26 protein-coding genes are annotated in these 23,341 nt (G+C 63.3%); 17 read left to right on the top strand and 9 right to left on the bottom strand.

The window, feature by feature from the left end:
* Positions 1-236: 236 nt before the first annotated feature.
* From ACSQ84_RS20865 to tsaA, 6 genes are all read left to right on the top strand, one after another.
* On the top strand, positions 237-1,190 hold the full coding sequence (locus tag ACSQ84_RS20865; RefSeq protein ID WP_436213577.1) for a transglycosylase SLT domain-containing protein: 954 nt from the start codon (positions 237-239) through the stop codon (positions 1,188-1,190).
* A gap of 93 nt (positions 1,191-1,283) precedes the next feature.
* A complete protein-coding gene (locus ACSQ84_RS20860; protein WP_436213576.1) occupies positions 1,284-1,715 on the top strand; it encodes a nuclear transport factor 2 family protein in 432 nt (143 codons plus the stop codon).
* 102 nt (positions 1,716-1,817) lie between these two features.
* Positions 1,818-2,555 (top strand): AzlC family ABC transporter permease, encoded by a 738-nt coding sequence (locus ACSQ84_RS20855; protein WP_436213575.1) that lies wholly within the window; start codon positions 1,818-1,820, stop codon positions 2,553-2,555.
* Positions 2,552-2,908 (top strand): AzlD domain-containing protein, encoded by a 357-nt coding sequence (locus tag ACSQ84_RS20850; RefSeq protein ID WP_436213574.1) that lies wholly within the window; start codon positions 2,552-2,554, stop codon positions 2,906-2,908. Before ACSQ84_RS20855 ends, ACSQ84_RS20850 begins: the two co-directional genes overlap by 4 nt.
* Positions 2,909-2,968: 60 nt before the next feature.
* On the top strand, positions 2,969-3,940 hold the full coding sequence (locus ACSQ84_RS20845; protein ID WP_436213573.1) for a Bug family tripartite tricarboxylate transporter substrate binding protein: 972 nt from the start codon (positions 2,969-2,971) through the stop codon (positions 3,938-3,940).
* A gap of 66 nt (positions 3,941-4,006) precedes the next feature.
* On the top strand, positions 4,007-4,486 hold the full coding sequence (gene tsaA, locus ACSQ84_RS20840; protein WP_436213572.1) for a tRNA (N6-threonylcarbamoyladenosine(37)-N6)-methyltransferase TrmO: 480 nt from the start codon (positions 4,007-4,009) through the stop codon (positions 4,484-4,486).
* Positions 4,487-4,596: 110 nt separating this feature from the next.
* Here tsaA and ACSQ84_RS20835 read toward each other — a convergent pair whose 3' ends face one another.
* The 4 genes from ACSQ84_RS20835 to ACSQ84_RS20820 form a co-directional block, all read right to left on the bottom strand.
* Positions 4,597-5,025: an HIT domain-containing protein gene (locus ACSQ84_RS20835; protein WP_436213571.1), complete on the bottom strand. Its 429-nt coding sequence runs from the start codon at positions 5,023-5,025 to the stop codon at positions 4,597-4,599.
* Between the two features lie 47 nt (positions 5,026-5,072).
* Positions 5,073-6,320, bottom strand: a complete 1,248-nt coding sequence (locus ACSQ84_RS20830) for a GNAT family N-acetyltransferase (RefSeq protein WP_436213570.1) — start codon at positions 6,318-6,320, stop codon at positions 5,073-5,075.
* A gap of 141 nt (positions 6,321-6,461) precedes the next feature.
* Positions 6,462-7,208 (bottom strand): glycerophosphodiester phosphodiesterase, encoded by a 747-nt coding sequence (locus ACSQ84_RS20825; protein ID WP_436213569.1) that lies wholly within the window; start codon positions 7,206-7,208, stop codon positions 6,462-6,464.
* 10 nt (positions 7,209-7,218) lie between these two features.
* Positions 7,219-7,686, bottom strand: coding sequence for a RidA family protein (locus ACSQ84_RS20820; RefSeq protein ID WP_436213568.1), 468 nt, complete (start codon positions 7,684-7,686; stop codon positions 7,219-7,221).
* A 249-nt stretch (positions 7,687-7,935) separates the two neighbouring features.
* Between ACSQ84_RS20820 and ACSQ84_RS20815 the strand changes: the two genes are divergently transcribed.
* From ACSQ84_RS20815 to ACSQ84_RS20780, 8 genes are all read left to right on the top strand, one after another.
* Positions 7,936-8,805 carry a cell envelope integrity EipB family protein gene (locus ACSQ84_RS20815; RefSeq protein WP_436213567.1) on the top strand — a complete coding sequence of 290 codons (870 nt, stop codon included), beginning with the start codon at positions 7,936-7,938 and terminating at the stop codon, positions 8,803-8,805.
* 463 nt (positions 8,806-9,268) lie between these two features.
* Positions 9,269-10,354 carry a pyruvate dehydrogenase (acetyl-transferring) E1 component subunit alpha gene (gene pdhA, locus ACSQ84_RS20810; protein WP_436213664.1) on the top strand — a complete coding sequence of 362 codons (1,086 nt, stop codon included), beginning with the start codon at positions 9,269-9,271 and terminating at the stop codon, positions 10,352-10,354.
* Positions 10,347-11,327, top strand: coding sequence for an alpha-ketoacid dehydrogenase subunit beta (locus ACSQ84_RS20805; protein ID WP_436213566.1), 981 nt, complete (start codon positions 10,347-10,349; stop codon positions 11,325-11,327). Before pdhA ends, ACSQ84_RS20805 begins: the two co-directional genes overlap by 8 nt.
* Before the next feature lie 19 nt (positions 11,328-11,346).
* Positions 11,347-12,444 carry a dihydrolipoamide acetyltransferase family protein gene (locus tag ACSQ84_RS20800; RefSeq protein WP_436213565.1) on the top strand — a complete coding sequence of 366 codons (1,098 nt, stop codon included), beginning with the start codon at positions 11,347-11,349 and terminating at the stop codon, positions 12,442-12,444.
* Positions 12,445-12,542: 98 nt separating this feature from the next.
* Positions 12,543-13,937, top strand: coding sequence for an NfeD family protein (locus ACSQ84_RS20795; RefSeq protein ID WP_436213564.1), 1,395 nt, complete (start codon positions 12,543-12,545; stop codon positions 13,935-13,937).
* Positions 13,934-14,698, top strand: coding sequence for a slipin family protein (locus tag ACSQ84_RS20790; protein WP_436213563.1), 765 nt, complete (start codon positions 13,934-13,936; stop codon positions 14,696-14,698). Before ACSQ84_RS20795 ends, ACSQ84_RS20790 begins: the two co-directional genes overlap by 4 nt.
* A gap of 179 nt (positions 14,699-14,877) precedes the next feature.
* Positions 14,878-15,171: a GYD domain-containing protein gene (locus ACSQ84_RS20785; protein WP_436213562.1), complete on the top strand. Its 294-nt coding sequence runs from the start codon at positions 14,878-14,880 to the stop codon at positions 15,169-15,171.
* A gap of 91 nt (positions 15,172-15,262) precedes the next feature.
* On the top strand, positions 15,263-15,526 hold the full coding sequence (locus ACSQ84_RS20780) for a hypothetical protein (RefSeq protein WP_436213561.1): 264 nt from the start codon (positions 15,263-15,265) through the stop codon (positions 15,524-15,526).
* A 6-nt stretch (positions 15,527-15,532) separates the two neighbouring features.
* On the opposite strand, the gene ACSQ84_RS20775 is transcribed toward ACSQ84_RS20780, so the two are convergent.
* The 3 genes from ACSQ84_RS20775 to ACSQ84_RS20765 all read right to left on the bottom strand — a co-directional run bounded on the left by ACSQ84_RS20775 (position 15,533) and on the right by ACSQ84_RS20765 (position 17,628).
* Positions 15,533-15,883 (bottom strand): hypothetical protein, encoded by a 351-nt coding sequence (locus ACSQ84_RS20775; protein WP_436213560.1) that lies wholly within the window; start codon positions 15,881-15,883, stop codon positions 15,533-15,535.
* 138 nt (positions 15,884-16,021) lie between these two features.
* Positions 16,022-17,332, bottom strand: a complete 1,311-nt coding sequence (locus tag ACSQ84_RS20770) for a DNA polymerase IV (RefSeq protein ID WP_436213559.1) — start codon at positions 17,330-17,332, stop codon at positions 16,022-16,024.
* Positions 17,329-17,628: a DUF3572 domain-containing protein gene (locus ACSQ84_RS20765; RefSeq protein ID WP_436213558.1), complete on the bottom strand. Its 300-nt coding sequence runs from the start codon at positions 17,626-17,628 to the stop codon at positions 17,329-17,331. Before ACSQ84_RS20765 ends, ACSQ84_RS20770 begins: the two co-directional genes overlap by 4 nt.
* Positions 17,629-17,881: 253 nt before the next feature.
* Here ACSQ84_RS20765 and ACSQ84_RS20760 point away from each other — a divergent pair, with 253 nt between their 5' ends.
* The gene (locus ACSQ84_RS20760; RefSeq protein ID WP_027538546.1) at positions 17,882-18,247 is read left to right on the top strand and encodes a response regulator; all 366 of its coding nucleotides are present in this window, start codon (positions 17,882-17,884) and stop codon (positions 18,245-18,247) included.
* Positions 18,248-18,262: 15 nt separating this feature from the next.
* Positions 18,263-19,639 (top strand): PleD family two-component system response regulator, encoded by a 1,377-nt coding sequence (locus ACSQ84_RS20755; RefSeq protein ID WP_436213557.1) that lies wholly within the window; start codon positions 18,263-18,265, stop codon positions 19,637-19,639.
* A 150-nt stretch (positions 19,640-19,789) separates the two neighbouring features.
* Here the strand turns inward: ACSQ84_RS20755 and ACSQ84_RS20750 are convergent, their stop codons facing one another.
* Together ACSQ84_RS20750 and ACSQ84_RS20745 are read right to left on the bottom strand one after the other, a co-directional pair.
* Entirely contained in the window at positions 19,790-20,995 is a 1,206-nt protein-coding gene (locus ACSQ84_RS20750; RefSeq protein ID WP_436213556.1) for a serine hydrolase domain-containing protein, read from the bottom strand.
* Positions 20,996-21,192: 197 nt separating this feature from the next.
* A complete protein-coding gene (locus ACSQ84_RS20745; RefSeq protein ID WP_436213555.1) occupies positions 21,193-21,780 on the bottom strand; it encodes a TetR/AcrR family transcriptional regulator in 588 nt (195 codons plus the stop codon).
* Positions 21,781-21,915: 135 nt separating this feature from the next.
* Here ACSQ84_RS20745 and ACSQ84_RS20740 point away from each other — a divergent pair, with 135 nt between their 5' ends.
* The gene (locus ACSQ84_RS20740; RefSeq protein ID WP_436213554.1) at positions 21,916-23,148 is read left to right on the top strand and encodes an MFS transporter; all 1,233 of its coding nucleotides are present in this window, start codon (positions 21,916-21,918) and stop codon (positions 23,146-23,148) included.
* Positions 23,149-23,341 lie beyond the last annotated feature (193 nt).

The following is a 23,341-nucleotide window of genomic DNA, read 5'->3' as shown; positions in this document are numbered from 1 at the left end:
AATCAAAGGGAGACTTTTACGCCGCTTTATCGGCCGCGAAAGGCTTCTGCCGGCAAAATGCGCCGTTAACGTAAACCAACATCGGCCGCGATGGCGCGGATTCAGGGCTTCCGGAGCCCCAAACATGGTTACGACGTGCTCTGGAACAGGCACCGTCCGGCCGGTATTAAGTACTTCCGATGGAAATCAGACGGCGAACAGGTCAGGGCCTCCGCGCCGCCTTGAGCTTGTTGGCGATGCTGGCACTGCCTGCGCAGGCGATCGCGCAGGACGCGTCACCCGCGCCGACCGACGCCGCGCGGCCGGGCGTCGAGCAACCCGCGACAACGCCAGGCCCAGGCCCGGCGCCTCCGGAACAGCCCAAGGAGACCGCGCGCGAGAGCGATACGCGCGAGGCGCTGTGCCTGATGGTTGAATCGGCGGCGCGGGCGGCCAATCTGCCGCTGGAATTCTTCGCGCGCGTAATCTGGCAGGAAAGCCGCTTTCAATCCGATGCGGTGGGGCCGATGACCAGAAGCGGCCAGCGCGCGCAGGGCATTGCGCAGTTCATGCCGGGAACCGCGAGCGAGCGGCGGCTGCTCGATCCCTTCGATCCCGTGCAGGCATTGCCGAAATCCGCCGAGTTCCTCAGCGAGTTGCGCGAGCAGTTCGGCAATCTCGGCCTCGCGGCGGCGGCCTATAATGCCGGCCCGAGGCGGGTGCAGGAATGGCTCGCCGGCACCGGCTACATGCCGCAGGAAACCCGCAACTACGTCGTCGCGATCACCGGCTCGACCGTCGAGGAGTGGTCGACGGCGGGACGCAGCGGCAAGATGCCGGAAGCCGCACCGGCCTCCGGTTGCCGCGACCTGATGGCCTTGCTCAAGCGCGCACCCAATCCCTTCGTGACGGGCCTCGAACAACGCATCACGCTTTCTGCCGCCAAGGTGTGGGGTGTGCAGCTCGCGGCCGGCTTCAACCGCGACAAGGCGCTGGCCATGTATGCGCGCGCGATGAAGCGGTTGAGCGCCGTGATCGGCGACCAGGACCCGAGCCTGCTCAGCTCTGTGATGCGCAGCCGCGGCACGCGGGCCTTCTACCAGGTACGGATCGGCGCCGACACGCGGCCCGCGGCGGACGATCTCTGCAACCGCATCCGCCGCGCCGGCGGGGCGTGCTTTGTGCTGCGGAATAAGGGCGTGCCGGGATGAATTCACTGGGCGAATGGCAATTATACAATCGATCGATTGGACGAATAGACCGCCGCTCAGGCATCACCGTTGCACCCACAACGGAGAATTCAAATGGGAACCATCGAGAACAAGGAAACCATCCGGCGCATTTATGAGGCGCTGCAGACCGGCGATCGCAGCGTGTTCGGCGCGTCCGTGCACTCTGACTACGTCTGGCGGTTTCCGGGGCACAGCAGCTGGTCGAAACGCTTCTCCGGTCAGGACGAAGTTCGCAACAAGCTGCTGAAGCCGTTGTTCGCGCTGTTCGCGACCGAGTACCGCGCGCACGCCATCAATCTGGTCGCCGAGGGCGATTACGTTGTGGCGGAAGTCCGCGGCGACGTGCAGACCAAGCGCGGGCAGCGCTACAACAATGAATACTGCTTTGTATTTCGGTTTCGCGGCGACAAGATCGCCGAGGTGATCGAATATTGCGATACCGATCTGGAGGAGCGCGTGCTCGGCAATTACGATGACGCCGTCCGGCAGATGGCTGCGTCATAGGGGCGAGGGCGGTTGCATGCCAGCCCTGAGGCGGGCCTCGCTTGACGCGACCTTGTTTCACCGCCGTTATGCCCGCCAGGATTCACCCTCGGCCGGGTATACGTGGCGCTCCCTCCGCTCGACTCTGTGAAATGGCAAACCCCGTTGCGCGCCTTCGCATTGGGCATGCGCTCGGTTGCGACGACGGTCCTGACACTGGTGCTGTTCGCGACCTATCTCGGCATCGGCGCTCTGGCGCATGACAGCCATTTCAGCCTGGGCTGGGTGCTCGGCAGCACGCTTCTGGTCTGGGCGGGACCGGCGCAGATTATTCTGATCTCGACGCTGGGTTCCGGTGCGACTGTGGTGCAGGCGGCCATTGCGGTTGCCGTCAGCGCTGTCAGGCTGTTTCCGATCGTGGTGTCGGTATTGCCGTTGATGCGGATGCCGGAGACAAAACGCCGTCATCTCGTGCTGGCAACGCATTTCATCGCGGTCACGCTGTGGGTCGAATGTTACAGGCTGTTGCCGCTGGTGCCGCGCGCGCGGCGCATCGCGTTCACGCATGGGCTCGGCTGCGGTCTAGTCTCCGTCTGTCTGGTTGCGACCACGCTTGGCTACGGCCTGGCCGCCAATCTGCCGGTGCTGTTCGCCGCGGCGATCCTGATGCTGACGCCGTTGGCGTTCCTGCTCTCCACCGCGCGCAACTGCCGCCAGTTATCGGACGTGCTGGCGCTGGTGCTCGGGCTGGCGCTGTATCCGCTGGTGTCGATGCTGCACACCGGCGTCGACATCCTGATCAGTGGCATTACGGCCGGAACGATCGCCTACGGCGCGCATTGGTGGCGGGCGCGCGCATGAGCGATTGGCTCGCAAACTTTTTCGGCGACCCGCACGCGCTGCTGGTGCTCGTGATCGCCGGTTTCCTGCCCAACGAGGTCTGGCGCATGCTCGGGCTCTGGCTCGGCGGCGGCGTCGACGAGGGATCGGAAGTGCTGATCTGGGTGCGGGCGGTAGCGACCGCGATCCTCGCCGGTGTCATCTCGCAGATCCTGGTGCAGCCGCCGGGCGCGCTGGCAAGCGTGTCGGACTGGCTGCGCTACGGCGCGGTCGCCGCGGGCTTTACGGTGTTCATGCTGACGCGTCGCTCGATCTTTGCCGGCGTCGTTTCGGGCGAGGTCGCGATGGTGGCGGGAAAATGGTGGCTCGGTTGATTGCAGCCGCCGCATAATCCGGTAGTGTCCCTTCAACTCAGAAACGGTAAGGGAAACGACATGAATTGGCGCGCAGTGGTGGCTCTGGCCTTCGGATTGTTTGCAGCCGCGCCGCAAGGGCAGGCCGCCGAATATCCGACCCGCGCGATCAAACTCATCGTGCCTTATGCGGCGGGTGGGCCTACCGACGTGCTCGGGCGCATGGTCGGCGAATATCTCAGTCGCGACCTGAAGCAGCCGGTGGTGATCGAGAACAAGGCCGGCGCGCAGGGCGCGATCGGCGCCGAGGCGGCGGCACGGGCCGAGCCAGACGGCTATACGTTGTTCTTCACGGCGGCATCGATCTTCGTGCTCAACCCGATGCTGTACAAGAAGCTGCCCTATGATCCGCAGCGGGATTTCCGCATGCTGGCGCTGATCACCGATCTGCCCGTCGTCATGGAGATCAATCCTTCCGTGCCGGCCAAGACGGTCGCGGAGTTCGTGGCCTATGCCAAGCAGAACCCCGGCAAGCTCAATTTCGGATCGGCCGGCACCGGCGGCACCATTCATCTGGCCGGCGAGATGTTCAAGCAGATGGCCGGCGTCGACATGGTTCATGTCGCCTACAAGGGCGCGGGGCCCGCGCTGACAGATCTGATATCGGGCAATATCCAGCTGATGTTCGACACGCTCGGCACCGCGCTGCCGCCGGTGAAAGGCGGGTTGTTGCGCCCGCTGGCGGTCAGTTCCGCGCAACGCATCGCTGATTTGCCCGATGTTCCGACCATGGCCGAGAGCGGTTACCCTGATTATGGCGTCAGCGTCTGGTACGGCGTTTCCGCGTCTTCAAAACTGCCGGACGATATCGCGAAAAAAATCACCGCCAGCCTCGACAAGGCGCTGGCCGATGATACGTTCCGCGCTTCGCTGGACAAGGTCGGCTTTCCGCCGTTGCGGCCGCGCAGCCAGGCCGAGATCGACCAGTTCATCGCCACCGACCGCGCGCGCTGGGCCGGTGTCATCAAGGCCCTGAACATCTCACTGGACTAGCGTTTTCGAGCGAAGTGGGCACCGGTTCGCGTCAAGAAAACGCGTCAAACTTACGAGCATTAGGATATGGTTCGAGAAAACGAAATCCGCGACGGCGAACTCACCGTCGACATGCCGCCGGCCAGGGATGCCGGCCTGGTGTTCATCGGCCGCATCCGCACGCCATGGAAATCGCGGCTGGAAACCCCGCGGCAGGGCCGTCACGACGGCCCGGTGTGCCGGCTGGAGATTTTCGAGCCCTGGGTGCCCGCGATCAAGGGCGTCGATTTCTATTCCAACCTCGAAGTGCTGTATTGGCTGCACCAGTCGCGCCGCGACCTCGTGCTGCAAAGCCCGAAGAACAACGGCAACACGCGCGGCGCGTTCTCGCTGCGCTCGCCGGTGCGGCCCAATCCGATCGGCACCTCGATCGTCAAGCTGGTCGGCGTCGAGGGTAACGTCGTGCTGGTGCGCGGCCTCGACTGCCTCGACGAGACGCCGCTGATCGACCTGAAGCCCGACCGCTGCGAATTCACGCCGCAGGCCGGAGACTTCGAGCCGGAGTAGTTCCTTCATCCGTCATTGCGAGGAGCGCAGCGACGAAGCAATCCATACTTCCTGCGCGGAGGTATGGATTGCTTCACTTCGCTCGCAATGACGGAGCAGAAACGTGCGCGCTACCCCTGCAACGCCGCGATCAGCTTGGTCGCATTATCTTCCAGCACCTTGACGTCTTCCTTGCGGCTGGCGGGCGGCAGCATGGCTACGCCCTCGTGGCGCGGCAACACGTGCATGTGCAGGTGGAACACGACCTGTCCGCCCGCGGGTTCGTTGAATTGCTGGATGGTGATGCCGTCGGCCTTGAAGGCCTTCATCGCGGCGGCCGCGATCTTGTGCGCGCCGCGGGCGACATGGGCGTAGTCGTCGGGCGTGACGTCGAGGATGTTGCGGGCAGCGGCCTTCGGGAGCACCAGCGTATGGCCGGGCGAGCGCGGCATGATGTCGAGGAAGGCGAACACATGCTCGTCCTCGTAGACCTTGTGGCAGGGAAACTCGCCGCGCAGGATCTTTGCGAAGATGTTGTTGGTGTCATAGGCGGCGGACATAGCGGTTCCCTCGGTTTGGTCTCATTCTCGGATCGATATTGTAAAGGTCAAGCCTCGTCGGCGCCTTTGCGGAACGGCCCGGCCTCGGTGAGTTCCCGCCCGACCTCGGCCACATAGGCGCGTTCGCGCTTCAGGTAGTCGGCGATCGCCCGGCGCAGGTCGGGATCGGCGATGTAATGCGCCGAATAGGTCGTCTGCGGCAGATATCCGCGCGCCAGCTTGTGCTCGCCCTGCGCGCCGGCTTCCACCGTCGTCAGACCGCGCTCGATCGCAAACTCGATGGCCTGATAATAACAGACCTCGAAATGCAGGAACGGATGATGTTCGACCGCGCCCCAGTTGCGGCCGAACAGGGTGTCGGAGCCGATGAAATTGATGGCGCCGGCGATCCAGCGGCCGCTCCGCCGCGCCATCACCAGCAGCACGTCCCGGCTCATGCTCTCGCCGATCAGCGAGAAGAATTTTCGCGTGAGGTACGGCCGGCCCCATTTGCGCGAGCCGGTCTCCATGTAGAACGCAAAGAAGGCGTCCCAAGCCTCCTCGGTGATATCGGCACCGGTCAGGCGGTGGATGGTGATGCCGGCGGAAACCGCCTCGCGCCGCTCGCGCTTGATCGCCTTGCGGTGGCGGGAGTTCAGGGAGCCCAGGAAATCATCAAAGGTCTTGTAGCCGTCATTGCGCCAGTGGAACTGCTGGTCGTTGCGTAGCAGGAATCCCTGGGCGCCCAAAAACTTCGCTTCCTCCTCGCGGGCAAAAGTGACGTGCACCGAGGAGGCATTGGTGGCGTTGCACAGCGCCATCAGCCCGCTGGCGAGTGCTGTCCGGATCCGCCCGCGGTCAACGTCGCCGCGGATCAGTAACCTCGGACCGGTGGCCGGGGTGAACGGCACTGACGCCTGCAGTTTTGGATAATAGCGGCCACCGGCGCGCTCATAGGCGTCCGCCCAGCCGCGGTCGAATACGTATTCGCCCTGCGAATGCGATTTCAGATAGCAGGGCACGATGCCGGCGATCTTGCCGTCGAGCCGGGCGAGAAGGTGCCGCGGACCCCAGCCGGTGCGGGCACAGGCCGAGCCGGAGGCTTCGGCGGCGGCAAAAAAGGCGTGAGAGACGAAGGGGTTATAGCCAACTCTTGAGTCGAGATGCGAATCGCCTGCCGCGCCGGGTGAAGCCAGCGTGTCGAGGTTTTCGAGGCTGTTGGGGTCGAGCTTCGCATTGGCGCAGGCGTCCCATTCCGTAGCCGGGATGTCGCTGGCGGAAGAGACGGCTTCGAGAGTGATTTCGGATGACGCCATCGAGAATTCGCAACCGGTCCCATTTTGCGATCAGCCATCGCGATGGTGACCAAGTCAGGCAAAGATGTTGCATTGCGCGCGTGACTTCAAGGCCGTGCGGTGCGGATCAGGTTCCCGGCGAGAAACCCTGAGCCAGCGATCTCAGGGAACAAACCCCTCAAAGATCATCTGGTCGGCATAACGGGCGGCGCGGGCGCGCTGCTCGGGCGTGCGCACGGTCCAGGTCAGCAACGGCAGCCCGAAAATGTTGCGGGCGATCCAGGGCGCCGCCGCCGGCAGTTCATCGACCCAATAGGCGACGAAATGCGGCCGGGTGCGGAAGGCGTGGCGCAGATGCGTCATGCCCCGGCGCTGCGCCGCCGAGGCTTCCGGCCAATCCTCCTCGGTATATTCGCGCTCGGCGACGATGCCGCGGGGAAGCGAGGGGATCAGTTCGCGCAGCGCCAGCACCTGGTCCGGGTCGAACGACATGCCGACCGCGGGCCCGGAATAGCCGGCGAGCACCTCCGCCATCCGCGCCACCAGTTTGCGGTCGCCGTCAAAATGGCTCTTGACCTCGATCACAAGCGGCACGCGGCCGGCGACGAGGCTGCAGAGGTCACTGAGCGACATCATCCGCTCCGGCGTGCTCTTGAATTTGACGGCCTTCAATTCGACGGCGGTCTTGCCGAGCAATGCGCCAGAGCCCTCGGTGATGCGGCCGAGCGCATTGTCGTGATGCACCATCGCCTCGCCATCGGCGCTGAGCTGGATATCGACCTCGATCGAGAAATTGCCCGCGATCGCCGCCTGCACCGCGGCTGGCATGTTCTCGAGGATGCCGCGCGCAGCATCATGCAGGCCGCGGTGGGCCACCGGCCGTGCCGTCAACCAGTCAGGTGCGGACATCACGGTCCCCTTAGGAGACCTCGAACACGCCGTCGACTTCGACCGCGGCATCGGAGGGGAGGGAAGAGACCCCGACGGTGGTGCGGGCATGGCGGCCCTTGTCGCCAAAGGCGGTGACCATCAGGTCGGACGCGCCGTTCAGCACCTTCGGCCCGTCGAAATAATCCGGCGCCGAATTGACGAAGCCGCCCAGCCGGACCACGCGAACCACCTTGTCGAGATCGCCGAGGGCGGCCTTGATCTGCGCCAGCAAATTGACCGCGCAGCCCTGTGCGGCGGCGTAACCCTGTTCGGTGGTGACGCCGGCGCCGAGCTTGCCCTTGGCGATCAGCTTGCCGTCGGCATTGGCGCAAACCTGGCCCGAGACGAACAGCAGGTTTCCGGTGCGCACGAAGCCGACATAGTTTGCCATGGCGGCGCGGGGCTCAGGCAGCGTAATACCTTGTGCCGCCAGCTTCTGTTCGACCGTACCCGCCATGTTTCGTCCCCGTTTGATGTGACTGACCTGATTTTTTTCAGGCCGCATTGTTTCGCGCATCACGCCCAAGGTTGCAAGCGAGGGCGGAGCCGTGGCGAGTACCTCGGACAGGCGGCAAATTCGCGGAAAGGCGCCGAAAAACATGGCAATCCAGCGTCAATTTCCTGCGATTTCGTGACGCCGCCCTAGTTGCGACGCAATGGAGCGGCCACTAATGTAGACGAATCGTCCGCTACACAAGGAAGACAGATGGCCAGATCGTTCCGGATTCCGCCTCGCGCTTTGCTGCTGGCGATCGCAGCCGTCGCCACAGGATCGGTATTCCAGATCGGGCCAGCGCTGTCAGCCGCAGGCGGGCCATTCCTTGCCCATCAGGCGCTTTACGAACTCAACCTGGTCAAGTCCCGCGGCTCCAATGCCATCAACGGCGCGCGCGGGCGCATCCTCTACAATTTCTCCGGCAGCGCGTGCGAGGGCTACACCTCCGAATTCAGGCAGGTGTCGGAGCTCGACAGCGGCGAGGGCAAGCTGACGCTCAGCGATTTGCGCTCGACCTCCTGGGAGGACGCGGCGGGCAAGAGCTACCGCTTCAAGATCGACACCAGGATGAACGATACGGATTCGGCGCCCGTTGACGGGATCGCCGAGCGGACCGGCGATCACATCACGGTCAAGCTGAAGCAGCCGGTGGCGAAGACCTTCAACCTCGACGGCAAGATCGTATTCCCGACCGAGCAGATCCAGCACATCATTGCCGCCGCCCGCGAAGGCAAGTCGGTGCTCGAACTGATGGTCTATGACGGCTCCGACAATGGCGAGAAGGTCTACAACACGCTGTCGGTGATCGGCCAGCCGATTGCCGGCACCAAGACCATCGCGTCGCCCGATCCCTCGACCGCGAACGACCAGATGAAGGCGCTGACGCGCTGGCCGGTCACGGTGAGCTACTACGACCGCGACGCCAAGGCCAAGGACGGCGAGCAGACACCGGTCTATGCGATGTCGTTCGAGCTGTTCGAGAACGGCGTCTCCCGCGCGCTGATGCTGGATTACAATGACTTTGTGATTTCCGGCGCGATGGGCAAGTTTGACGTCAGGGATTCCAAGCCGTGTAAGTGACGGCAGCGTCCAGCGGGTACGAACCCCGGAGACTGCGCCCACGCGTTTGGGACGCTCGATGTCATCCGCGCGTGAAGTCGCCGGGCTTCAATCCGAGCGCTTTGACAGCTAGCTCCGGGAGCGGTCCCCAGGCTTCGACCCTTTCGTTCGGGGCCATCATTCCGGCGATAATTGCCGCGGCCTTTGCCGGATCCTGTTCAGCCACATAGTAGACCGAGCGAACGGGTGAACCGCCTCCCAACGGTTCAGTTGTTACGAGGACAACCTGACCATTTGCCATGGCCCGATATACCACCGACGCGCTGCCGTTTCCACGATGAAGGCTGATCTCGCGAGCGCGCGGTGCAGCAGGGCCGTGTGCGGTGCGGTCGGGCGGACTCATCTTGTATTGTTCCGGCGCAGCACCAATATAGTTTTGGGAGGCAGAATCGCTCCAGGGAGCGAGGACGTGGCCAGTAAAAAAATGCCCGACGGAGGGCTCCCGGTGGTCGCGCGCTTTGAGGTGCGCCATCGCAATTACATCGCGCCAGACGGCTCGATAAACAGGCCGCTACCTGCGTTCGCCTCCGATGCAAACCTGCTCGTCTCGCTCTATCGTGCGATGGTGCTGCTTCGCATCTTTGACCGAAAGGCCGTTGCTCTGCAGCGCACCGGCCGGCTTGGGACCTATGCCGTTTCGCTCGGCCAGGAGGCGGTGTCCGTTGGCATAGCCAGTGCGATGCGGGGGGAAGACGTGCTGCTGCCCTCCTATCGGGACAATGGCGCGCTGATCTGGCGCGGTGTCAGGCTGGAGGAGATTCTACTGTTCTGGGGCGGCGACGAGCGGGGCAATCATTTCTCCGGGCCGGTCGAGGATTTCCCGTTTTGCGTTCCCGTGGGATCGCAGGCGCCCCATGCCGCGGGTGTTGCCTATGCCTTCAAGCTGCGCAAGGAGCCGCGTGTCGCCGTATGCATGTTCGGCGATGGCGCAACCTCGAAGGGGGACGTCTACGAAGCGATGAATTTTGCCGGCGTGCACAAATTGCCGGTCGTGTTCGTCGTCACCAACAATCAATGGGCCATATCCGTCCCGTTGCGGCTGCAGACCTGTTCCGAGACCCTGGCGCAGAAGGCTATCGCTGCCGGGTTCATTGGCGAGCAGGTGGATGGGAACGACGTGGTGGCGGTGCGCGCCGCGGCTGAAGAGGCCGTTGCCGCAGTCCGCGACGGCCAAGGGCCACGCTTCATCGAGGCGCTCACCTACCGGCTCGGCGATCACACCACCTCTGACGACGCATCACGCTATCGTGCGGAGGAAGAGGTCCAGGCGCGCTGGAAAGAAGAGCCGATTGCGCGATTGAGAGCCTTTCTTGCCGGCCAGAAAATGTGGAGCAAAGCGGACGAGGAGCAGCTCGCCGTTGAGTGCCACGAGCAGGTCGAGGCCGCGGTCGAACGCTATCTGGCAACCCTGCCACGCGGGCCCGAAACCATGTTCGATCATCTCTATGCCGATCTGCCCGGGGTCTATGCCGCGCAGCGCCACGAACTCGCGGGAGAGGGCGATGTCTGAGATGACGCTGGTCGAAGCCATCAATCTGGCGCTCGCCCGCGCGATGGAGGATGATCCTGATGTGGTCGTGCTTGGCGAAGATGTCGGCCTCAATGGCGGCGTTTTCCGTGCGACCGTCGGGTTGCAAAAGCGGTTCGGCCCGGAGCGCGTCCTTGATACGCCGCTTGCCGAGCTTCTGATCAGCGGGCTCTGCGTCGGAATGGCGGCGCAGGGGTTGAAGCCCGTCGGCGAGATCCAGTTTATGGGATTTCTGTATCCCTGCATCGATCAACTGGTGAACCACGCCTCCCGAATCCGCAACCGCACCCAGGGACGGCTCACCTGTCCAATGGTTCTGCGCACACCGCATGGCGCCGGCATTCGCGCGCCCGAGCATCATTCCGAAAGTACCGAGGCGATGCTCGCCCATATCCCCGGCTTGCGCGTTGTCATTCCTTCGTCGCCGGAACGCGCATATGGACTGCTCCTCGCCGCGATCCGCGATCCCGATCCGGTGGTGTTCCTGGAGCCGACCCGCATCTATCGCGCGGCGAAAGGCGAGGTGGAAGACAACGGTGAAGCCTTGCCGCTGGATGTCGCCTTTGTCCTGCGGGAAGGCCGCGACGTCACGCTGATCAGCTGGGGTGCGATGCTGAAGGAAACCATGGCGGCTGCCGACGCGCTGGCTGTGGAGGGCATCGCCGCCGAGGTCATCGATCTCGCCACGCTCAAGCCCTACGATGAAGTCACGGTGCTCGGTTCGGTCGCAAAGACCGGGCGTTGCGTCATCGTGCACGAGGCGACGCGGACCGGCGGATTCGGAGCCGAGATCGCCGCGCTGATCGCCGAACGCGGCCTGACTTCTCTGCTCGCGCCGGTGGCCCGCGTCACCGGCTACGACACGATCATTCCGATGGCGCGGCTTGAGCAGAAGTTCATGCCGTCGGTTGGTCGTATCGTGGCGGCCTCGCGCCAGGCGTGCCAGTTCAGTTGACTTCCAGGGGACTTGTCCCATGCGCCAGTTCGTATTGCCGGATCTCGGAGAGGGCCTCGAAGAGGCGGAGATCGTGAGCTGGTATGTCAACGAAGGCGATCACGTCGTCACCGATCAGCCACTGGTTTCCGTCGAGACTGACAAGGCCGTCGTCGAGGTGCCGTCACCGTCGAGCGGACGTATCCTGCATCTGTTTGGCGCCAAGGGAGACGTGGTGAAGGTAGGCGCGCCGCTCGTCGAGTTTGCCGAAGGCCCCGAGCAAGATACCGGCACAATTGTCGGCGAACTCGGCACCAGCGAGCCGCCGGCGGCAGCGGCACCTTCCGGGCCAGCCGCTGTACAGAAAGCCCAGGTGTTTCCGGCGGTGCGTGCGCTCGCGCGCAAGCTCGACGTCGATATCGAGCTTGTCGAAGCCACGGGAGCCGGCGGCTTCATCACGCGTGCGGATGTGGAACGAGCTGCCAGGACTTTGTCCCATACCGGGCCCGCCGAGCCCCTCCGCGGTTTGCGGCGCGCGATGGCCCAACGCATGACGGCAGCTCATGCCGAGATCGTCCCTGCCAGTGTCACCGATGACGCCGATATCGACGATTGGCGGAAGGGCGAGGATGCGACCATCCGCCTGGTGCGCGCGATCGCTGCCGCCTGCAAGGCGGAGCCCGCGCTCAATGCCTGGTACAATGCCGGCGCGGGAGAACGGCGCCTGATCGAGCGCGTCGACCTCGGTATCGCAGTTGATACGGGGGACGGGCTAATCGTTCCAGTCTTGCGCAATGTCGCCGAACGGGACGCATCGGATTTGCGATCCGGGCTCGACCGAATGCGGGCTGACGCAGTCGCACGCTCAATACCTCCGGGCGAACTGCGCGGCGCGACTATTACGCTGTCGAACTTCGGCATGATCGGAGGCCGGTTTGCCAACCTGATCGTCGTACCGCCGCAAGCGGCGATCATAGGCGCCGGCCGGATTGCCCAAAGGGTGGTCGCGCATTTGGGCCAGCCAGCGGTGCGGCGCGTGCTGCCGTTGTCGCTCACCTTTGACCATCGCGTCGTGACAGGCGGCGAAGCCGCTCGCTTCCTGGTAGCACTCAAATCGGATCTCGAGCGGGTTTCGTAAGGCGGCCGCGTGTACAGGCGTCCACATGACTCTCGCCCCGGGTATATTGAGGTTGGACGAGGACACCCCCATATCATCTCGATAACGGAGTCCTTGCTGTGCAAACCGTACGCACGACTCTTGTTGCGGCCGCTGCAGCCGTAGCTCTGGTTGTCTCTCCCCTTGTCGCCTCGAGGGAGAACAACGGCAGGCTTGCGCTGACCGTCTCGGTCGACGGAGCGATCGGGCCAGCAACGGCCCGTTACGTAAAGGACGCTCTGACCAAGGCAGGCGAACGGCATGCCGAGGTCGTTGTTCTACGCATGAATACACCGGGCGGTCTCTCGACCAGCATGCGCGAGATCATCGCAGACGTGCTGGCGTCGCGCGTTCCGGTTGTCGGTTACGTTGCGCCTTCCGGAGCCCATGCGGCCAGCGCCGGGACCTATATCCTCTATGCCACGCATATCGCGGCGATGGCTCCGGGCACCAATCTCGGAGCGGCGACGCCGGTGCAGATCGGTGGCCCGCTGCCGGGTCTGCCGGACGCTACCCCTGACAAGGGCGATAAGAAGGAGGGCGCCGACCAGCAGCCGAAGACGAAGGATGCCATGGCGGCGAAGGCGACGAACGACGCTGTTGCCTTGATCCGCAGTCTTGCCGAGATGCGCGGCCGCAATGCCGATTGGGCGGAGAAGGCGGTGCGGGAGGCCGCCAGCCTGTCCGCCAATGCCGCCCTGCAGGCGAATGTCATCGACTTAGTCGCGCCCGACCAGGCCGAACTGCTCAGGCAGATCAATGGTCGCACGGTCGAGGTCGCGGGTGGCGATACCCGACGTTTGGCGACGAAAGATGCTGTCCTCGAAGCGATCGATCCGGGATGGATCTCACGATTCCTGGCGGTCATCACCAATCCCAACGTTGCCCTGATTTTGCTCCTCGTCGGCGTCTACGGCCTGATTTTCGAATTCACCTCACCCGGCACCGTCGCCCCTGGGGTTGTAGGCACGATCTGCCTGCTGCTTGGCCTCTATGCCCTCAACCTGCTCCCGATAAACTACGCCGGCCTCGCCTTGATGGTGGTTGGGATCGTGCTTCTGACCATCGAAGTCTTCAACCCGACCGTGGTTATCGGCCTCGGCGGAATCATCGCCTTTGTGCTCGGAGCGATCATGCTCTTCGACGTAGAAGCGCCGGGCTACCGGGTGTCATGGCCGGTCGTCGGCATCACGGCGGCAATGTTTGTTGGTCTTGTTCTCGTCGTACTCAGATCGCTTCGGCGCGCCGGTAAGGGTCCGGTACGGGTCGGTGCACAAGCCATGCGTGGCCTATCTGCAGAGGTCATCGACTGGTCCGAGAACGAGGGCCACGTCTTCGCGCAAGGTGAACGCTGGCAAGCGCGCGGCGCTGAAACCTTCAAGCCAGGAGAGGTGGTCGAGGTGGCCAACATCATAGATTTGACGCTGGTAGTGCGGCGCCGACCGACGCTGATCCGGCAAGGAGGTACGTCATGATGCTTGAATATCTGACCTATGCGTCGCTTGCGGTAATCGTATTCCTATTTTTAGCCTCCGCCATTCGTATCCTGCGGGAATACGAGCGCGGCGTCATCTTCACGCTCGGCCGCTTCACCGGGGTGAAGGGCCCGGGACTCATCATCCTGATCCCAGTTGTGCAGCAGATGGTGAAGGCCGACCTCAGGGTGATGGTACAGGTAGTGCCACCCCAGGACGTAATTTCGCGCGACAACGTCCCGGTCAAGGTCAACGCCGTTCTCTACTTCCGTATCGTCGATCCCGAGCGCGCCATCATCAAGGTCGGCGATTTCATGGCCGCAACCAGCCAACTGGCGCAGACCACGCTGCGCTCGGTGCTCGGCAAGCACGAACTGGACGAGATGCTCGCCGAGCGGGACAGGCTTAATTCCGACATTCAGGAAATTCTCGATCAGCAGACCGACGTCTGGGGCATCAAGGTTACCACCATCGAGATCAAGGACATCGATCTCAATGAAACCATGGTGCGCGCGATTGCCAAGCAGGCCGAGGCAGAGCGATTGCGCCGCGCCAAAGTGATCAATGCGATGGGCGAGCAGCAAGCCGCCGAGAAACTCGTCGAGGCCGGACGAACGCTCGCACAGGAGCCGCAGGCGATGCAGTTGCGCTATTTTGCGGCACTGCACGACATTGCCGGCGAGCGATCATCGACCGTGGTCTTTCCGCTGCCGATTGACTTGCTCGGCCATTTGCCCGCGCGGCGGAACGAAGCAACTTGACTTGGGCAAACTTGACTTGGGCAAACTGGCTTGGGCAACAACGTGACCTGGGTCATTGCCGGCAACAAGCCAATCGCGTGATGCCGCCCGACGGGTCAACAGCGGAGCGCTGATCTATCGATGCAGCCGAACAATCGGTTAGAAAGTTCGGCTGAATCCGCCAACAAGGGAGAGCCACGATGGCAACCTATGTCGTGCTTGGCAACTTCACCGACCAGGGAATCCGCGCCGCCAAGGACTCTCTGAAGCGGGCAGAGGCTTTCAAGAAAATGGCCGCGACCTTCGGGGTCACCGTAAAGGAGCTGTTCTGGACGCAGGGACGATATGATGTTGTGACAGTCCTCGAAGCGCCGGACGAGTTTTCCGCCATGACGCTTAGCCTGAGTCTTGGCGCCCTGGGCAATGTTCGTACCGAGACGTTGCGTGCCTTCTCGGCGGCGGACATGACCAAGGTTGTCGGCAAGATGCTCTGACGGCCGCTGCGCAGTTCGACCATCCGCCAAGCCGAGGCTTGGCCTGGCCATCGCGTCATGCCGTGGGCCTGGGAGGGTGTGCAGTTCGCGGATGATGCTGGTGCAGGAAAACGGCCAGGCTGTACCGGATGGATTCGTCATCCGGCACCGCGGTCTCAAACAGGGTCTCCTGTACATCCCGCGGCAGATCCGCCCAGAGCTTGAAGGCGGCGCTGCCCAGCAATTTCACGAACTCGCTGGATCGATCGTTCATTTTTCCACCTTTGAACCATTCGCCGTCTTTATGTTACGCAACGAACGCGCCATGCCCGGAAATGCGCCGGCGCGGGTGACGATAGCGAAGCCCTCGTCATGATCCGCGTCAAGGCTGACCTTGCGTCTTCTGCTCGACCGCCTGAGCGGGCGCTGGCCCCGAAAGAGGTGCCTCGCGGTCATACTCCTCGGGATCGAACTGTTCCTTGAAGATCCCTCGCAGCAACCGCCAGAGTTCACGATGGCCCGCGGTTTGACCGCCCTGCGTCAGATACGCCGCGATATCCATGACGTCCGTTCGATAGTCCGCTGTTCCGCGGATACGCGAATCCAGGTAGGTCCACTCATGTTCGACGTACAAGCGCTTGGTGTCAGTGTCGAAGACCAGGTTCCAGAAATCCAGTTCCGTGATTTCTGGGCCTTTGACCTGCCGATGCAACTCCCGCTTTAAAGAGGCCATCTTCCGCTCCTTTTTGCGTAGGGGTCGTGGAAGGTATCCGGACTTATGAGCCCCTACAGGTTGGAGACTTAATAGAAATCAAATTATGCCGTGCGGGTTCCAGACCATACAATTGAGCATTATTCCAGCGGGATGGGGTTACTCGGTCTCGTCCTCGGGCTCCTCCTTCTCCGGCCCCCGATACGCAATCCCCCTGATCACGGCCGCATTGCCGAACTTCTTGCGCAAATCGTCCATCGCCCGTTCGGCGTGGGCCGAGCGGCGATCCAGCATGTCGGTGTCGTCGGCCAGCGAGCCTGCGCGGAGCGCGCTGACGCCGGTGCCCATCAGGCGGAAAGCCGTGCCGTCGATCTCCTTGGCCAGCAATTCACGCGACACCGCAAAGATCTTCGCCGCCAGCTGCGTCGGCGCCTGGATCGACTGCGAGCGGGTGCGCTGCCTGAAATCGGCGGTCTTCAATTTCAGCGTGATGGTCAGTCCGGAAAGGTCGCTGCTCTTGAGCCGCGACGATACTTTCTCCGACAGCCGCCACAGCGTTCGTTCCAGCGTCGCGAAATCGCGGATGTCGTTGTCGAAGGTGGTCTCGTTCGAAATGGTCTTGGCGCCGCGATCGGGCACCACCAGGCGGTCGTCGATGCCGCGCGCCAGCCGCCACAGCCTTCGGCCTTCGGTGCCGAACTGCTTCATCAGATCGACCTCGTCGGCGCGCTGCAGGTCCGCGATGGTGCGAAAACCGCGCTGCAGCAGCTTTTCCTGGGTCGCGGGGCCGACGCCATAGATGAAGCCGACCGGCCGGTCCGCCAGCATCTCGCGGGCTTCATCCTGGTCGAGGGCGGCAAAGCCGCGCGGCTTGTCGAGATCGGAGGCGATCTTGGCCAGGAACTTGTTGCAGGACAGCCCGACCGACACGGTGATGCCGATGTCGCGCTCGACGTCGCGGGCGAAGCGCGCCAGCACTTTTGCGGGGATCATGCCGTGGACGCGTTGGGTACCAGAAAGGTCGAGAAACGCCTCGTCGATCGACAGCGGCTCGACCAGCGGCGTCAGCGTCTGCATGGCGTGGCGGACCTCGCGGCCGACCCGGACATATTTGGCCATGTCCGGCCGAATCACGATCGCCCCGGGACAGAGCGCCAGCGCCTTGAACATCGGCATTGCCGAGCGCACGCCAAACGTCCGCGAGATGTAGCAGGCGGCAGAGACCACGCCGCGCTTGCCGCCGCCGATGATGACCGGCTTGTCGGCAATCGCGGGATTGTCGCGTTTCTCCACGGTCGCGTAGAAGGCGTCGCAATCGATGTGCGCCATTGCCAGCGACGACAACGCATGGTGGCGAACCAGGCGCGGGGAACCGCATTCGCTGCACCGTCTGGCCTTGATGTCGAGGTCGCCGAGGCAATCCCGGCAAAAACAGCGCGGACCGTCGCTTGCCGGCGCCAGCGCGCTCACGGCACGTCGCGCTCCCAATCCGGGTCGCCCAGCACCTGACGGGCGGCGGCGATGTTGGTCGGGTGAAGCTCGGACTGGGCCGCAAACGCCTTCACGGTAGCGTCATCGCGCATGACGAAATCCAGCACATGGGCCAAAAATTGCGGGTCGGCGGCGGCGGTCCGGAGCGTCTCCGGGCCAATTCCGCTCTCGGCCAGAAACAGGCCCAGCCGCTCCGGATCGGCGGCAACGAAGGACAGGGCCTGAATCGCAACGATTTCAGCCACTTCCCGGGGGTTGTGAACAGGCTTTTTCAACAGACGGGTTTGCCTTTCCGTTAACTTATGGTCTCTAATTTGGGGCCATCATGCCCGAGTCTGCGGATTGTGTTCAAGCAAGTGGAAACCGCTTCGCGAAAAGATGGCACTTGTTTGTAGAAAAACGGGACTCGGATTTAACGGGTTAGAGCGAATCTGGCGCTAGTTTGATTTCACTTTTCGACAAGTCCGGAGGCGGTGCGGACGCACCGAATGGCGGGCCTGTTTGCGGGGACCAGGGAGGAGGGACGGGATGGCCAAAACCGTCCTGATCGTGGAGGACAACGAGCTCAACATGAAGCTCTTTCGCGACCTGTTGGAAGCGCATGGCTATCAGACCTCAGGCACCAGTAATGGTTTCGAGGCGCTTGATCTCGTTCGCAAGCTGCGCCCCGATCTGATCCTGATGGATATTCAGCTCCCGCAAGTGTCGGGCCTCGAGGTCACGCGCTGGATCAAGGACGATCCGGAACTGCGCGCGATACCGGTTGTTGCGGTGACGGCGTTCGCCATGAAGGGCGACGAGGAGCGCATCCGCGAAGGCGGCTGCGAGGCGTATTTGTCCAAGCCAATTTCGGTCGGCAAGTTTATTGAAACGGTACGGCGTTTTATTGGGTAGTGGGAGTGAGTTTCGATGTCTGCGCGTATCCTGGTCGTCGATGATGTTCCCGCCAACGTAAAACTGTTGGAAGCGCGGCTGTCGGCCGAATATTTCGATGTGCTCACCGCCACCAACGGCGCCGAGGCGCTGGAAGCCTGTTCGCGCGCCGAATGCGACATCATCCTGCTCGACGTCATGATGCCCGACATGGACGGTTTCGAGGTCTGCCGCCGGCTCAAGTCCAATCCGGCCACGCATTTCATTCCGGTTGTCATCATCACCGCGCTCGACAGCCCGTCCGACCGCGTGCGCGGGCTCGAGGCCGGCGCCGACGATTTCCTGACCAAGCCGGTGTCCGACGTGGTGCTGATCGCGCGCGTCCGTTCGCTGACGCGGCTGAAGATGATGACCGATGAGCTGCGCATGCGCGCCATCACCTCGCTCGAAATCGGCATGGAAGCGCCCGAGCGCACCGCCGTGGCCGATAAAGGCATCGGCGGGCGTATCCTTTTGGTCGACGACCGCCCGTCGTCTTACGAGCGCCTGGCGCCGCTGCTTTCCGCCGAGCACACTGTCGATGTCGAGGCCAATCCGGCCGAAGCGCTGTTTCACGCCGCCGAGGGCAATTACGACCTCTTGATCGTCTCGCTCAGCCTCGAAAACTACGACGGCTTGCGGCTGTGCAGCCAGGCGCGCTCGCTGGAGCGGACCCGGCAGGTGCCGATATTGGCGATCTCCGACGCCGACAACAATGCGCGGCTGCTTCGCGGGCTCGAGATCGGCGTCAACGATTACCTGCTGCGCCCGGTCGACAAGAACGAACTTTTGGCACGCGCGCGCACCCAGATCCGCAAGCGCCGCTATACCGATCATCTGCGCGACAACGTGCAGAACTCGATCGAAATGGCGATCACCGACGCGCTGACCGGCCTGCATAACCGCCGCTACATGGAAACCCATCTGGCGACGCTGGCCGAGCAGGCCTCGAGCCGCGGCAAGCCGCTGGCGCTGATGATCCTCGACATCGATTTCTTCAAGGCGATCAACGACAATTACGGCCACGACGCCGGCGACGATGTGCTGCGCGAATTCGCGGTGCGCATCCGCAAGTCGATCCGCGGCATCGATCTCGCCTGCCGCTATGGCGGCGAGGAATTCGTCATCGTGATGCCGGAAACCGACCTGCATGTCGCAGGGTTGGTGGCCGAGCGGCTGCGGCGTTCGATCGTGGGCGAAACCTTCGCCATCGCCAAGGGCACCAAGCGCATCGAGGTCACGGTCTCGATCGGCCTGTCGACGCTGGATCGCAAGGGTGAACCGGTTGCCGACGTGCTGAAGCGTGCCGACACCGCGCTGTATCGCGCCAAGCATGACGGGCGCAACAGGGTGGTAGTGTCGGCGGCGGCGTGAGCGTCGTCCCTGCGAACGCAGGGACCCATACCGCGTGATCTCTCGTTAGAGCAGGGTGGTAGACACCTTTCCCAAAAAATCCGCCGGTGGCTATGGGTCCCTGCGTTCGCAGGGACGACGATCCATAGGTGGCTGCTTTAGGCGAGAGGTTCACCGCCCGCGCTTCACCGCATCATACGCCAGCCGCTTGAACTCGAACGAGAACGGGTGCACGAACGCCATCTGGCGCTGCGCCATCATCACGCCGGCCATGTTGTGTCGCGGCGAAATCCACCATTGCGTGCCGGCGACGCCGCCCCAATAGAGCTCGCCCGCAGCGTCCGGGTGGTCGAACGGCGTCGGCTTGACGATCAGGCCGCCGGCCAGCGTGTGCGCCTTGCCGACCTGTTCGCCCATCAAGGCAAAACGGATCCACTGACCATCCAGCAATTGGTTGGTCATCATCTGCGCGAGCGTCTCCGGCTTGAGCAGGGTTTTGCCGCCAGGCAGCAGGCTTCGGATCAACGCGATCATGTCTGGCATCGTCGAGACCAGGCCGCCGCCGCCATTGAGCCGCGCGATGGGGCGCAGATAGGCGCCGGGGAAGGGCGCGTTATCGGTGCGGGTGAGGCCCGGTTTCATCGGCTCCATCAAGTCAGCGCCGGCGTAATAGGCGACCAGTCTTCCGTGATCCTTCTCCGGAACGACAAAGCCGGTATCGACCATGCCCAGTGGATCAAGAATGCGTGCCTGGACGAACTTGTCGAAGCTTTGGCCGCTGATGACTTCCACCAGCCGCGCCACCACGTCGATCGCAAGCGAGTATTCCCAGGAGGTCCCCGGCTGATAGATCAGCGGCAGGTCGGCCAGCACGTCGACCATCTGCGCCAGTGTCGTCATGGGATTGTGCACGCCGCGCTCGTTGAGGGCCTTGAAGATCGTGGTGCCGGGATCGAAGAACCCGTAACTCAGGCCGGAGCTGTGGCTGAGCAGTTGACGGATGGTGATCGAACTCTTCGCCGGCTCCGTGTCATCGAGCGAGGTTGCGCCGGCGCGCAATATCTTTCGATTTCCGAGCTGCGGAATAAACTTCTCGATGGGGTCATCGAGCGAGAATTTGCCTTCCTCGAACAGCAACAGCGCAGCGCAGGACGTGATCAGCTTGGTGTTAGAAAAGACCCGAAAAATGTGGTCGAGCCGGAGCGGCGTCTGCGCTTCCTTGTCGGCCCAGCCGACGCAATTCATGTCCACCACATCCCGGCCGACCATGACAGCCCAGGAGATGCCGGACAGCAAATTGCCGTCGATATAGCGCTGCATGGCCGCGCGGGCCGGGGTGAAGTCGTATCCCTTGGCGGTCACTGTCATGCCTTCCATCGTGTTTCCCTTTTTTCCGGTCCACATTTTCGTCGTCCCTGCCTAGGGCGCAATTGCGCTCCGGCGCAGGGACCCATAACCACCGGCTCTGCTTGTTGTAAAAGGTAGCTACCACATCGCCTCATGGAAAGGCCACGGCGTATGGGTCCCTGCTTTCGCAGGGACGACGAGAGAGTGATTGTCTCACGCGTGTTGACTTACGGTTTTTGCGCGCCCCCACCGCCGTCAATCTGCACTCCAGCATTCGCCAGCAACACCGTTGCGGCCGCTTTCGCTGCCCGCGCCATCGCGGGATCGTTGCGCACCAGATCCTGTGCGATCGAGCCGTCGACCAGCAACGCAAGCTGCGTCGCTAGGCCTTCCGCGTCGGGCACGCCGAGCTGCAGCAGCAAATCGCGAAACCACAGACGGCGGCTTTCCTTGAACGCGACGGCGATTCTGCGGACGGATTGATCCGCGCTGCCGAGTTCGGCGACCGCGTTGACGAACGGGCAGCCGCGAAAATCCCTGGCTGCAAACCGCCGCTCCAGCGAATCGAAGGTGCCGAGAATCTGTTCGACCGGCGGCTTTTCGGATGGACGCGGCGCCACGAAGCGGCGCGCCAGATAGGCTGCTATTAACGCATCCTTGGACGGGAAGTGGTTGTACAGCGTGCGCTTGCTGATGCCGATTTCGGCCGCGATGGTGTCGACGCCGACCGCGCGAATGCCCTGCAGATAGAACAGCCTATCCGCGGTTTCGAGAATCCGGTCCTTCATGTCAGGTTTGGCGGGCAGGGGTGCCATGCGCGTGCGCGGTATCCTTCATCCTTGACAGCGGATGCCCCTTATAGCCTAGCTACACAGGTCTGTGTACTCCAAAACAGACCGCAAATGCAGGACGCGGCTTTCGCATCGCGGCCGATAGGGAGAAGAAAAACAATGCCCCTGCTGCAAATCCTGCGCCCGACATTGCCGATCCTGATCGGCGCGTCGGTGATGCTGACGCTCAGCATGGGCCTGCGGCAGTCGCTCGGCATCTTCATGCAGCCGCTTACCCGCGACATCGGCATCTCGGTTTCCGACTTTACGCTCGCGATCGCCGTGCAGAACCTCGCCTGGGGTTTTCTGCAGCCGCTCGCCGGCGCGCTCACCGTGCGCTACGGCTTTCGCAGCATCATGGTGATCGGCTCGTTTTTTTACCTCGCCGGCCTGGCGCTGATGGCAAGCGCGAACGGCTTCCTCGCCGTGATGGTCGGCGGCGGCGTGCTGATCGGCATGTCGCTGGCCTGCACCGCAGCTGCGATCGCGATGTCGGTGGCGGCGCGCGCGGTGCCGGCAACCGTGCGCAGCACCGTGCTCGGCCTGGTGTCAGGGGCGGGCTCGCTCGGCGCCTTGTTGTCGGCGCCGCTTGGGCAGATCCTCAACGAAGGCTATGGCTGGCGCGTCGGCCTGCTTGGCTTTGTGGTGCTGGCGCTGGCGATGATCCCCGCGGCCTTGTTCGCAGGCAGGGTCGACAGGATTCCGCTGCCCAAGGCTGCGCCCGAGGACATCGGCGACAGTTCGGCCGGCGTCGCCGCCAAAATCGCGTTCGGCAACGCCTCCTTCGTGGTGATGACCGGCGCCTATTTCGTCTGCGGCATGCAGCTGGTGTTTCTCACCACGCATCTGCCGTCGTATCTCGCAATCTGCGGCATGGATCCGATGCTGAGCGCGCAGACGCTCGGCATGATCGGCGGTTTCAACGTGCTCGGCAGCATCTTCTTCGGTTGGGCCGGGCAGCGCTGGAACAAGCTGGCGCTGCTCGGCGGCATCTACATCGTCCGCTCGATCGCGCTCGCCTGGTACTTCACGCTGCCGCCGACGCCGGCGACCACGCTGCTGTTCGGCGCCATCATGGGCTTCCTGTGGATGGGCGTCGGGCCGCTGGTGGCGGGCGCTGTCGCTGAAATGTTCGGGCTGAAATGGCAAGCGATGATCCAGGGGCTCGCCTTCATGAGCCATCAGCTCGGCAGCTTCCTCGGCGCCTTCGGCGGCGGCCTGCTGTATGACGCGCTCGGATCCTACACCATGGCGTGGCGGATCGGCGTCGCGCTGGGCCTTGCCGGTGGAATCATTCAAGTGGCATTCGCGCTGATAAGGCCAAGCGAGCCGCCGTTGCTGAAAGCAGCGTGATCCGTCCATCGTTCCCGGATGCTGCGCAGCGCGCCGCACTTGCGGCGTGGTGCGCTGCTGTTCCGGGGTCCACTGCATCGTGGGTCCCGGCTCTGCGGTGCATCGCTGAAGGAGCGCTGCACCGCGTCCGGGACACGAACTCGGAATCAAAAACGGGGCCGCGAGGCCCCGTTTAATCCGCCAGCATCGTGCT

The organism is Bradyrhizobium sp. LjRoot220 (genome assembly GCF_964252915.1).
GTDB lineage: Bacteria > Pseudomonadota > Alphaproteobacteria > Rhizobiales > Xanthobacteraceae > Bradyrhizobium.
Note: the sequence above shows the minus strand (reverse complement) of the source record. Positions and strands in the feature narration are given on the sequence as shown.